Below are 11524 nucleotides of genomic sequence, written 5' to 3'. Positions count from 1 at the left end.
GACGAGGAGACGCTGCTGGTTCACGAGAATGAATCGGTCTATCTGCCGATCGGCTGCATTCATCGCCTGAGCAATCCGGGCAAGATCGACCTCGAGATCATCGAGGTGCAGACCGGCTCCTATCTCGGCGAGGACGATATCGTCCGCCTGCAGGACGTCTACAACCGCGGCTGACGCTGTTTGCCAATAGGCGAGCCTTTTCGAGGCTCGCCTATTGTCCCCGCTTCTGCACGCTATAGCGCTCCAATAAGTCGGCGAGCGCAGCTTCTCGCGTCGCGCCCTGCTTGCGCAGATTGAAATAATGCTGGCAGAGATCGCCGAAGGTCTGCTTGCTTCCCGTCGCCGCCGCGACGCGCGCGAGACTCTCGATCGATTGCGCCTCGTCTTCCGCCGCGCCGATCTCCGAAAGCATATCGCCGAGCTGCGCGGCGCGATTGGCGAGCATTCGCGGCGCCTCCAGAAAATGCGCGCCGCCGATATCCAGCGCCGCTTGCAATCGCGCCACCCTGCCCTCCTCCACTGGCGCGCCGCCGCTCTTGCGCGCGGCCAGCCAATAGGCGGGATCGACGCGATCGATCGGCGTCAGCCATTTCGGCAGCTCGTCCTTGCGCTTCACCTCCACGGCCCCGCGCTGCGGCGCCGCGTCCTCGCAGGCGCAGAGCAGCGCCGCGAGCGTCGCGCAAAGGGCTGCGAGACGCGGCGCTCTCATGACGTCACTTGCCTTGCAGCTTTTTGGCGAGGCCCTGCAGCCCATCCTTCAGGAAGGTGGTCATCGCCTCGCGCGCGGCGTCGTCATTGAGATTGTCCGGCGGCTCATTGCTGGTGTCGCCGCGATAGAGGCGGCCATACCATTGCACCTCGCTGCCGCCGCCCGCCGCCGGCTTCACCGCCAGCGTCGCCGAATAGGAGCTGATCGGCAGAGCGTCGAGATTGGCGTCCGACATGCGATAGCTCAGCTTCATCTGCTGCGGATCATATTCGTCGAGGCTCTCGGTGACGACGCCGCCCTTGCGCAGCGTGATCTCGCGCACCGCGCCATTGGCGTCGCCGCCAGTCGTCTTCACGCTGGCGACATCGGGATGCCAATCGAGCGCGCCGAAATGGCCGACGAGCGCCCACACCGCCTTTGGATCGGCGGCGACGGTGATCTTCTCGTCGACCTTGATCGGCGTCGGGCCGTGCGCCAGCGCCGGCGCGATGGACAAGAGCAGGGCCAGGAGGGCGATTTTCGGTTTCACTCTATTCTCCTCGGGAGCGTGGTTGCGAGACGGGAATGGCGTCGCCGCGCGAAAATCTCCGCGAGCGGGACGATGAGATAGAGGGTGGCGAAGCCGACGAGCGCCGCGGCCGCGAAGGCGGGGCGCAGATCGATCGGCGCGAGGCTCGGCCGCGGCTGCGCGACCGCGAGAATCGCGCTCGCGAGCCCGTCCGGCTTCTCCAAATGCGCATAGCCGAGGCCGGTGGTCTCGGCGAGCTGCCGCAGATAAGGCTCGCGCACGCTGGAGAGATGCTCCGTGCCGGCGCGCATCTCTCCGCCGAATGGCGCATTGCGCGGATTATAGCCCTCGCGCTGCTCCGCGCCCGCCGGCGGCAGGCCGAAGCGGCTCTCATGCGGCACCTCGTCCACGCCAAAAAAGCCGGTCTCACGGCCGCGATCGTCGAATTTCGGAATGGGCGCGGGCTCATAGCCGCCGGCGCCGAGGATGAGCCCCGAAATCTCGCCGCGCGCGCCCTCGAAGACCGGCGCGCCATAGGCCGGCAGCGGCGGCGCCTCCTGCCCATCGGTGATGAAAAGGAGATCGGCGCCGACTCGCCGCGCCATCTCGACCGCGCGAAACAGGCCGGCGGAGATGCGGCTGTCGCCCTCCCAGGCCATGCGCCAGTCGAGCGCGCCGATCGCCGCATCCAAAGCTGCGAAATTCTCGCAGACGTCTATGGGCTCGAACAATAGAAAAGGCTCGCGCTCGGTGAAGATGGCGAGGCCGACGCGCGAGGGGCAGGGAAGATCGGCGACGAGCCTCCGCAACGCCCGCTTGGCGAATTCGATGCGGCTCACCGGAGCGCCGTCCAGCGAATAATCGCGCGTGTTCATGCTGCCGGTGATGTCCAGCGTCGCCAGCAGATCGACGCCATTGCGAACCGCGTCGGCGCGCGGAAACGCAAAGGCGGCGGCGAGCGCCGCCAGAGCGAAGGCGAGCGAGAGAAACCGCGCATCGCGCAAACGGGCGATCATCATCGTGGGCCTGTCATGGCAGCCCCTTGGGCGCGCCGGGAATATCGGTCCAGATTTTCTTGGGGTCCGCCGGCAGCTCGTCGCCGCCCGAACGCTCGAGCTGCGGATTGTCGCGCACGAGACGCGCGGCGACGTCGAGATTATATTTCGCGTCCCAGAACGCCGGCTGAAATTGCAATGCACGGCGATATTCGCGACGCGCCAGCTCGACGAAAGGTCCGGCCGGCTCGAGCTGGCCGCGCTCCAGAAGATCGAAGGCGCGGCGCAGCAAGGCGTTGCCGAGATCATAATGGGCGATGGCGGAGAGCTCGTCGCGGCCGGCGGCGTCGAGCGGCTCCAGCAGAGCGCGAGCCTTGTCGAATTCCTCGCGCTCGGCCAGAAATTCGATGCGCGCGGCGATGAGCTCGGGCGCGGAAGCAGAATCGGTCTCGACATCTCGCCCGGCGGCGAGCGCGCCGATCGCGGCATTGTCGACGCGCGCCCGCCATGCGGCGACGGCGTTTTGCAGCGCCCCGGCCAGCGCCGCGGCGAGCAGCGCGAGGAGAAGCGTCGAGCGCCAGCGCGCGAAGAAGCGCGCGAGCGTCTGCCTATATTGCGCGCGCGGGGATTCGCTCATGCGGCGCTCCTCGCCGCTCGCCGCGGCGCGGGCGCGCGCGCCGATTGCTTCAGCCGCGTCTCGGCGAATTTCGCGACCATCAGCACGGATGTCGCGAGCGCCGCGACGACGAGGCTCTGGTCCGTCAGATCCTTGCGCGGAATGCGCTCCGCATAGCGGAACGGGCGACGTTCGAGCCGATCGATCTCCGCTATGGCGTCGGCGACGGCGGCGGGGCCTTCCGCCTCGAAAGCGCGATAGCCGACGCCGAGCGATTTGAAGAAGAGATCGAGATGGCGCTCCGGCAAGGCCTGCGGCGTGTCCAGCTCGCCGGCGTCCGGCTGGTCGCTTATGCCTTTGGAGCCGCGCGTGCGCAGAAACAGCCAATAGAGATTGGGCCTGATCTTGCGGAAATCGGCGCGCAGCTGATCTTGAATGCGCGGATCGATGACGGCGGCGCCGTCGGAGACGAGCAATATCACGCGCGATTCGATCTCGCCGCCCGCGGGAAATTGCGACAGCGCCATTGCGAGGCCGCGACCGATATTGGTGTAGCCGAGTCCGGGCCGGTCGATCGCCTGAATCGCGGCGCGCACCGCCGCGCGATGATCGGTCATCGGCATGACCATGATCGGCGAAGTCGAGAAAGCGGTGACGCCGAAGAGATCATGCGCGCGCCGGTCGACGAAATCCGTCATGATTCGCTTGGCGGCGGAGGCTTTCGACTCCTCTCCGCCCGCCGGCGTGCGGCCGGCGAATGTCTCGTTCATGCTCGCGCTGCGATCGACGAGGATCGAGATTTCCGCGCCTTCGCCATAGCGCTGAATGGCGCGGCCTTCGCGAAAAGGCCCGGCGATAGCGAGCGCGCTCGCGCCTATGGCGAGGCTTGCAAAGAGGCGCAACGCCCATGCGATGAATGTCGAGAGCGCGTCCTGCGGCGCCGCGGCGACGGAAGATATGGGCGATGGCCGCAAAGGCGAGAAGAGCAGCGGCGCGAGCGCCAGCGGCAGCAGGAAAAGCGCGATCGGAGAGGCGATGCCGAAGCTCATCCCGCGCTCCTCTCCAACGCCGCCAATGTTTTCGCCAGCGCGAGCAGCTCTGTCGCCGCGAGTTCGACGCCCGCATCGCCGACGCCGAAGAAGAGCGCGCGTGACGCGTTGAAGAAGCGTCCGAGCGGCTCTTTCGCCGATACGAATTCCGCATGGCTGGAAAGAAAGGCGTCGAGGTCCTCTGCGAAGATGCGACGGCCGGCGGATTCGTCGATCGCGCGATGCAAGGCGAGCAATGCGGCGCGGCGCGACGATTCGTCATTATGCTTCGTCAGCGCGGCGATGCGACGCGCGGCGGCGGCGAAGACGCGCGCGCGGCGACGATGAAACGGCGGCCAGCCGCGATCATGCGCGACCAGCGCCAACGCGCCGAATGCGAGCGCTGAGAATAGGCCCGCGCGCGCCGCCGGCGCGGCCGCGTCGCCTCGCGCGACACCGCGATCCGCGCGCATGTAGTCGGTGGGATTGTCGCGGCGCGGCGGCAGCACCTCGCGCAAGGGCGAGACGCCGATCGTCCAGGCCGGCGCGCGCGCGATCTCGCTGTCGCCCTCGCGCAGAAAGCGCAGCGGAAAAGGCGGGATTTGCAGATCGCGCACATCGAGCGCGACATAGAAGAGCTGATAGACGAGCTCTATGTCCCAGCGCGTGAGGCCGTCGCCAATGGGCTGCTCGCGAACATGGACGTCGCGCAGATCGAGCCAATAATCGAGCGCGCCGGGGCGCGGCAGCGAGGCCGTCTGCAAGCGGGACGCGGAATCGGCGACGATCTCGAGCCGCGCATTCACCAGATCGCCGACGAAAAAGCCGAAGCTGCGATCGGCGTAGAGGCGCACGGATTTCACTTCCGCCGCGGCGGGCGCGGCCAACGCGAGTAGAAGCGAAAGAGCGAGCAGGGCTGCGCGCATGTCACAGCCCGAGCAGATGACGCGACAGCGCGTCGGCGTCGAAAGAATCGCGCAGAACGAAAGGCGGGCGTCCATGCGCGAGCGCGAGACGACGCAGCGCGTCGCGCCGCTCCGCCTCGCGCGCGAGCCAGCGGCGACGCAGGCTCGGGCGCATGAAGACGAGCCGCCGCCCGCCGCTCTCGAGATCGTCGAGCTCGACGAGGCCGAAGTGTGGAAGATCGCGCTCTTCCGTGGAATCCGCGACGAGAATGGGCGCGAGATCATGCTGCGCGAGCAGGCCGAAAAGACGCGTCGCAAAGTCGCGCGGCCAGAGAAAATCGGAGATCAGCAGGACGAGCTTGCGTCGCCCGGCGATGAGGCCGGCGGCTTGCGTCAGCGCCTTCGCCGAGGCGCCGCGCGGCGCCGCGATGCGCAAGCGCTCGGCAGCCGCGACCGCGGCGCCGCGCGCGCGCGTCACCGGCAGCAGAAGATCATTGCGCAATGTCTCGTCGCAGGCGATGACGCCGAAGCGATCGCCGATGCGCGTCGCCGAGAAGGCGAGCGCCGCGCAGAGATCGGCGACGAGATCGAGACGGCGCGCCGCGCCGTGAAAGCCCATGGAAGCGGAGAGATCGACGAGCGCATAGACGTCGATGGAATTGCGCTGCTCGAAGCGGCGCACATGCGTTTCGCCGGTCGGATCACGCATGGTCGCGCGAATGTCGATGCGCCGGGCGTCGGGAAATTGAATGAAGCGCGCATGATCGCGAAACACGCCTATGCCGCCGACGTCGACGCCGCCATGCGCGCCGATCGAGCCGTTGGAGACGCGGCCGCGCGGTCGATAGGCGATGTCGAAGCGCTGCATCGTCACGCCTCGCGTCTCACGGCGCCGGGACCGTCGCGAAAGCGGCGCGGCACAGATCACGAACGATATCGTCGCCGCGCATCGCATAGATCGGATCGACGAAGATTCGATGCGCCATCGTCTCGAGGAAAATTTCCCGAATATCCTCCGGCGTCAGCGCGTCGCGACCTTCGAGCCAGGCGCGCACGCGCGCCGCGCGCACGAGAAAGGCGAGGCCGCGCGGGCTCGCGCCGCCGCGCACCAGGCCGCGCATCTCGACATCCGGCAGAGCGACGCCCGCGGCGTAGGGATCGAGCAGCGCATCCCAGAGCTTGGCGACATAGGCCTCGAGTGTCTCGCTGGCGTGGACGCGGTTCTGGATGACCTCGGCCACAGAAGCGAGCGCGCGATAGTCGAAGACGGGCTCGCCGATTTGATCGAGCAGGCGATCGACGTCGTGAAAGCGCGGATCGAAGATCAGCGCGCGGCGGGCTCCCGCGTCGGCGGGGGTCTTCATGGATATCTCCATGAGAAAGCGGTCGCGCGCGGCGGCGGGCAGCTCGAATGTCTCCTCCCGCTCGACCAGATTACGATCGGCGAAGACTTGCAGCGCCGGAAAGGAATATTCGCGATCGAAAGCGGTGACGCTGCGCTCCGCCATCAGCCGCAGCAGCAGTGAGTGCACCTGCGGGCGCGCGCGATTGATCTCGTTGAAGAAGAAGATGGAGAGATCTTCCGCATGGCGCAACACCGGTCCGGGCTCGACGCGCGGGCGGCCGTCGTCGGCGAGATAGGTGTGATAGAGGAGGTCGCTCGGCATGAGATCGACCGTGCCCTCTATGCGCGAGAAAGCGCCGCCGAGCGCGCGCGCGACGGCGCGCAGAAGCGTCGTCTTGCCGACGCCGACATCGCCTTCCAGCAGCACATGGCCGCGCGCGAAAATGGCGATCGTCACCAAGCGAATGACGCGATTCTGGCCGAGGACGACGCGCGCGACGCGCGTCTCGAATTCCTGCGCCTTGGCGCGCCAGTCGGCCAAGACGGCGTCGGTTTCGGCGGTGTCTGTCACGCTGAACGATCCAACGTCTCGTCGGAAGAAAGGACGTTGCGGCCACGATCCCGGGAAGAGGGTCCGACGCGTTGTTGTCGAATGACGCCGGACCCGGATCGTGGCCGCATGACGACCGTCCCCGGGGGCGCGGGGACGGCATTGTCGCGCGAACGCTTACGGAATCTTGGTGACGTCGTAGACGAACGCGCCCGTCTTCTTGAAGTGCTCGGCGCGCTTCTTGTTGCGCTCTTCCATGGCCGCGATGGCGGACTGGTTCTTGGCGAGCTCTTTGGGATCATGCTTGGGATCGTATTTCGAGCCCGCGACCTTTTCGGGATAGCCGGGCTTGGGCTCCCAGCAATCGCCGGGCGCCTTGCACTTGGTGCCGTCATAGGCCGAGGCCGCGCCGATCGCAGCCGCATTCATGACGAACGCGACGCCGAGGGCCGCCGCAATCTTCAAAACTCCCATCGTGCCTTCCTCCAATTTATGCGCGGCTCACGCCGCGTCCGTCGCGCCGCTCAAAAGCGCGACCTTCAATTTCCCGACGTCTTTCATTTTGCCGAGGCCTTGCACTGACCGGGCGGATCGTCGGGGAATGTCTCGTGTCCGGGATAGGGCTTGTATTTCGCGCGCTGCTCCGGCGTCAGCCAGGTCGCTCCGGCAACGGGATCCTTATAGAGATGGCGGACCCAGGCCATGACCTTCAGCATTTCGTCGAGCTGAAGATTGGCGTATTGCGGCCCCATGGACGCCTGAGCGCCGCCGAAGATCGTCGAGAAAAATCCTTCGTCGGTCGCGTTCTGCGGATAGGTCCAATAGGAATCGTTGAGGCCGGGGCCGATCTTGCCTTCGCCCAAATGGCCATGACAGCCAGAACAAGCGGAGAGGAAGAGCTGCTCGCCCTGCTTCAGACAGCTCACATCCTCATTGTAAGGATTGACGCCGGTCTGCATGAATTTCTTCACGCCGGGCGTGTCCTTGCCTTCCGGCAGAGCGTCGTCGAAGTTCAGCACCTCGCCGGTGATCGTGTTGCGAAAGGTGATGCCCGCATTCTGGGCGATCGCCGAGAGAGCGATCAGGCTGGCGAAGGCGCCGCCGACCAGCACAAAGGCCTGTTTCTTGCTCGATTTCATTTTTGTCGGTCTCTTCGATATTCGCCAGGCGTCAGTGCGCTGCGACCGGATTGACGATGGGCAGAAGCGGAACGCCTTCCGCCGTGAGGATTTGGTCGATCTTCGGCTTGGCGCGATCGAGGCCCGCATTCACTTGCGCGAGCAGCTCCTTGTCCGAAAGGCGCACGCCGACCGACTGGTCATAGTGCTGCCCGATCTTCTGTCCGTCGCTGCGCTTGGAATCGTCGTCGACGAGCGTCATGCGCAGAGGCGTCGGCGAAGATTTGACGAAGCGCGCCACGTCGGGCGCAAAGGCGGAGGCGAGCTCTGCATTGCCGCTCGCCACCTCGCCGATCATGCGCGCGGGGTCGATCTGCGTATATTGATTGCGCGGCGATCGGAAATTCACCAGCGAATAGAGATAGGCCATGTCGTTCTCATATTCGCCGATCTCCTTCAGCATCACCTCGGCTGGCGAGCCGAAAGGCACGGCGATGTGATTGAAGGATTTGATGCGCGGATCGGACCAGGATTTGATGTCGAGATTCTTCTCGGCCTTGGTCACGAACACATAGCCGGTGCGGAAATAGGGCTTGCTGGTCGCGACGCGCGGATCGCCCGTGTCCAGACCGATGACGACGTCGCACTGATTCTTGTCGAGATAATCTCGCACGAGATAGATCGCCGGCTTCGACGACCAGACGAATTCCGCCTTGCGGCCCATGGCCTCGGCGAGCGCGACGGCGATGCGGTTCTCGAGGCCGGATTCGTCCTTGAGGGAGAGCGGCGATTGCGCTTCCGAAGCGCAGATGCGCAATGTGTCGGCCTTGCTCGCAGAAGCGGCGGCCGAAGGCTTCGTCTGTTGCGCGAGAGCGCCTGCGGCGCTGCTCAGCAACGCCAGAGCGAGTCCAGAGGCGACGAGACGCGGAGAGGTGATACGCGACATGGGAGCGATCCGATCCGTTTGCATGTGTGGCAAGGCCGCCCGGACGCGCTTCATGCATCCGGGCGGCGCGCTGCGTCGGTCGCGAACAGGGGAGGACGCGACCGACGACTGCCGATGGATCAATGGGCCTTATATTCGCCGAGGTTCACGTCGTCGTACGGACCCTTGCCATTCAGCGAGAAGACCACGACGCCGCCGCCCATCTGCGTGTAATTGGCGAGCTGCTTGAACGCGCCCACCGCGCCGAGGCCGGCGGTCGGGTCCTGCAGATCGAACACGAGGCCCACTCCCGGCCAACCGCCGACGCCGTAGAGAATGGCGACATATTCGACGCCATTGTGGCTGTAGACGATCGGATAGCCGAGCACGCCGGAGGGAAGCTTGAACTTCCACAGCAGCTCGCCATTATCGCTGTTGCGGGCCTTGATGAAGCCGTCCAGCGTTCCGTAGAACACGATATTGCCGGCCGTCGCCGTGGTGCCGCCCCAAACCGCGAAGCGCTCGAACTTCTCCCATTTGAACTGGCCGGTGATCGAGTTGTAGGCCTTGATCTGGCCGAGGCCCTCGCCCTTCTGACGATCGCCCTTCGGGCCGGGATACATGTTCAACGTCGCGCCGACGAAGAACTGACCCGCGCGATAGGGAAGCATGAAGGGCTCCCAATCCATGCAGATGTGGTTCACGCCGAGGAAGAACAGCTGCTTGGTCGGATCGTAGGAATCATGGCCCTGATTGTGATAGCCCATGGCGGAAGGACAAATATCCTTGCCGAGATGGTCCATGCGCGTGCCATATTCGGGATCGCGAACGGGCAGGCCGCTCTTCAGATCGACCGTCTTGAACACATTGACCGTGTCGTCGATCTTATCGGCGGAGATGAGATCGCCATTGGTGCGGTCGAGCGTGTAGACGATGCCGTTGCGATCAGGATGCGTCAGCAGCTTGCGCTCCTTGCCATCCTTGTCCTTCTGCTCGGTGAGCAGCATGAAGTTCACGCCGGCGAAGTCCCACTCGTCATGCGGGGTCTTCTGATAGCCGAACTTCGCTTCGCCCGTGTCGATGTCGCGGCCGAAGATGGTCATCGTCCACTTGTTGTCGCCCGGACGCATCGTCTCGTTCCACGGCGCCGGATTGCCCGAGCCGTAGTAGAAGAGGTTCGTGCCCGGATCATAAGCGTACCAGCCCCAATTGGTGCCGCCGCCGATCTTCCACGCGTCGCCTTCCCAGGTCGAAGTGCCGAGGCCCTTCTGGCCGTAATGAGGATTCTTGCTGTTGAAGTCCTTGGCCAGCAGCACGTCCTCGTCCGGGCCGGTCGCGTAAGCGCGCCAGGACTGCTCGCCGGTGTGGACGTCATAGGCCGTCACATAGCCGCGCACGCCGAGCTCGGCGCCGGAGGAGCCGACGAGAACCTTGTCCTTCACGACATAGGGAGCGATGGTGAGCGTGGAGCCGACCTTATAGTCGGAATTCTCCATCTTCCACACCAGCTCGCCGGTCTTGGCGTTGAGCGCCTCGATATGGCCGTCGAGCAGCGTCTTCAGAATGAGCGGCGGAGTCTTGGAATCGCCGGGCCAATAAGCGAGGCCGCGATTGACGAGATCGCAGCAGGCCACCGCGCGGGCGGCCGCATTCTGCTTCGGCTTGTCCTGCCAGAGGATGCGGGTCGGATCGTTCAGATCGAGCGCGAAAGTGTTGTTCGGGAAGGAGGTGTGAATATACATCTTGCCGTCGACGACGAGCGGCGCGCCCTCGTGGCCGTTGAGCAGGCCGGTCGAGAAGGTCCAGGCGACCTTCAGATCCTTGACGTTGCTCGTGTTGATCTGCGTCAGCGTGCTGTAGTTGTCCGAGTGATAATTCTTACCCGGCATCACCCAGTTTTCTTCGCTCTTGGAGAGCTGGTCGAGCTTGTCGTTGGCCGAAGCGACGCCGATCGGCGCCACCGTCAGCACGGCGAGCAGCGATACCGAATTCAGTAGTTTCCTCATCGACGAGTCCTCCTGCAACAGCCATCGCCCGGCGGATCGCAGAGCGGAATGGAGATGTCGCCTCGTGAAGCATCGGCTCGCGATCTCTCGAGCCATGTCTTTGTTTGTCGGCCCTCGTCCTCGACGTCGTCGCCACATGATCACCGCGAAAAAGCGGAGGGCGGGGCCGGCGAGATATAGGTTTTCGGCCGCGCCTCTGTCTGTATGATTTGTCGGTAATCTGACGCGGGAAGATTCGGCATCGATGTGGCGTCTTCCTCACGACCGGCTCGGGCGAGACGTCCTGCCGAGGCCGCAGTCGCGCCCAGATGTCGCCAAACTGGCGGCGCCTTAATCGTCGGTTCTAGAGAGCGAGCGGATTGCGGAAGGACCGATATGGAAAGGCTGATCTGGCTGACCGACGTCGACCGTGCGGAAGAGCCGCTGCAGGTCTCCATCGAGGCGCGCTCCGAGACGACGCTTCGCGTGCTCGTGCCGAACACGGTGGTCCATTTCGAATTGCGACGGTCCGGCGACGGCAGGCCATTCGAGGGCGCGCTCGGCGGGCGCTATTTCCTTTTCGAGCCCGCGCCGCCAGAGCCGGCGAGCGCGGCGACGGCCGAGGTCGGGACGCGGCGCAAATAGCGCGCCCTCGCGCTTCGGCTCACGCCGGGCGAAAGAGCGCTCTGCGACTTTGAATAAAATGTGACGGGCGGAGAGCGGCGCGGCCTTTCGCTGCGGCGGGCCGCGCAAAAAATTCCTCGCGCGATGCGCTGCGCCGAAGCTCGCGATCTATCCCTTTCTGCGCAGGCGCGCTCCGTGCGTGATTGACAATGATGT

Annotated in this window: 13 protein-coding genes and 1 pseudogene; 2 read left to right on the top strand and 12 right to left on the bottom strand. The window is 65.2% G+C overall.

Going from position 1 to position 11524, the window contains the following annotated elements:
* Nucleotides 1-174: pseudogene (cpsB, locus tag ACT53T_RS13895) on the top strand (mannose-1-phosphate guanylyltransferase/mannose-6-phosphate isomerase); the annotation flags it as partial.
* Nucleotides 175-211: 37 nt separating this feature from the next.
* Here cpsB and ACT53T_RS13890 read toward each other — a convergent pair.
* The 12 genes from ACT53T_RS13890 to ACT53T_RS13835 form a co-directional block, all read right to left on the bottom strand.
* Entirely contained in the window at nt 212-709 is a 498-nt protein-coding gene (locus ACT53T_RS13890; RefSeq protein ID WP_476161654.1) for a hypothetical protein, read from the bottom strand.
* Nucleotides 710-713: 4 nt separating this feature from the next.
* Nucleotides 714-1238, bottom strand: a complete 525-nt coding sequence (locus ACT53T_RS13885) for an SRPBCC family protein (RefSeq protein ID WP_476161653.1) — start codon at nt 1236-1238, stop codon at nt 714-716.
* A complete protein-coding gene (locus ACT53T_RS13880; protein ID WP_476161652.1) occupies nt 1235-2236 on the bottom strand; it encodes a VWA domain-containing protein in 1002 nt (333 codons plus the stop codon). The genes ACT53T_RS13885 and ACT53T_RS13880 overlap by 4 nt, the downstream gene beginning before the upstream one ends.
* Nucleotides 2237-2246: 10 nt before the next feature.
* Nucleotides 2247-2849 (bottom strand): MxaK protein, encoded by a 603-nt coding sequence (locus tag ACT53T_RS13875; RefSeq protein WP_476161651.1) that lies wholly within the window; start codon nt 2847-2849, stop codon nt 2247-2249.
* On the bottom strand, nt 2846-3877 hold the full coding sequence (locus tag ACT53T_RS13870) for a vWA domain-containing protein (RefSeq protein ID WP_476161650.1): 1032 nt from the start codon (nt 3875-3877) through the stop codon (nt 2846-2848). Before ACT53T_RS13870 ends, ACT53T_RS13875 begins: the two co-directional genes overlap by 4 nt.
* The gene (locus ACT53T_RS13865) at nt 3874-4782 is read right to left on the bottom strand and encodes a nonribosomal peptide synthetase MxaA (protein WP_476161649.1); all 909 of its coding nucleotides are present in this window, start codon (nt 4780-4782) and stop codon (nt 3874-3876) included. Before ACT53T_RS13865 ends, ACT53T_RS13870 begins: the two co-directional genes overlap by 4 nt.
* A gap of 1 nt (nt 4783) precedes the next feature.
* Nucleotides 4784-5629 carry a DUF58 domain-containing protein gene (locus ACT53T_RS13860; RefSeq protein WP_476161648.1) on the bottom strand — a complete coding sequence of 282 codons (846 nt, stop codon included), beginning with the start codon at nt 5627-5629 and terminating at the stop codon, nt 4784-4786.
* Nucleotides 5630-5645: 16 nt separating this feature from the next.
* Nucleotides 5646-6677 carry an AAA family ATPase gene (locus ACT53T_RS13855; protein WP_476161647.1) on the bottom strand — a complete coding sequence of 344 codons (1032 nt, stop codon included), beginning with the start codon at nt 6675-6677 and terminating at the stop codon, nt 5646-5648.
* A gap of 156 nt (nt 6678-6833) precedes the next feature.
* Complete coding sequence (locus tag ACT53T_RS13850) at nt 6834-7085, bottom strand: methanol dehydrogenase (RefSeq protein WP_400770339.1); 252 nt, start codon at nt 7083-7085, stop codon at nt 6834-6836.
* A 128-nt stretch (nt 7086-7213) separates the two neighbouring features.
* Nucleotides 7214-7795, bottom strand: coding sequence for a cytochrome c(L), periplasmic (moxG, locus tag ACT53T_RS13845; protein WP_476161646.1), 582 nt, complete (start codon nt 7793-7795; stop codon nt 7214-7216).
* A 31-nt stretch (nt 7796-7826) separates the two neighbouring features.
* Nucleotides 7827-8720: a methanol oxidation system protein MoxJ gene (gene moxJ / locus ACT53T_RS13840; RefSeq protein WP_026191620.1), complete on the bottom strand. Its 894-nt coding sequence runs from the start codon at nt 8718-8720 to the stop codon at nt 7827-7829.
* Nucleotides 8721-8839: 119 nt separating this feature from the next.
* Nucleotides 8840-10705, bottom strand: coding sequence for a methanol/ethanol family PQQ-dependent dehydrogenase (locus ACT53T_RS13835; RefSeq protein WP_400765728.1), 1866 nt, complete (start codon nt 10703-10705; stop codon nt 8840-8842).
* A gap of 375 nt (nt 10706-11080) precedes the next feature.
* On the opposite strand from ACT53T_RS13835, the gene ACT53T_RS13830 reads away from it, so the two are divergent.
* Nucleotides 11081-11329 carry a hypothetical protein gene (locus tag ACT53T_RS13830; RefSeq protein WP_400765727.1) on the top strand — a complete coding sequence of 83 codons (249 nt, stop codon included), beginning with the start codon at nt 11081-11083 and terminating at the stop codon, nt 11327-11329.
* The last annotated feature ends 195 nt before the right edge of the window (nt 11330-11524 follow it).

The organism is Methylosinus sp. DMC45 (assembly GCF_056313885.1).
Note: the sequence above shows the minus strand (reverse complement) of the source record. Positions and strands in the feature narration are given on the sequence as shown.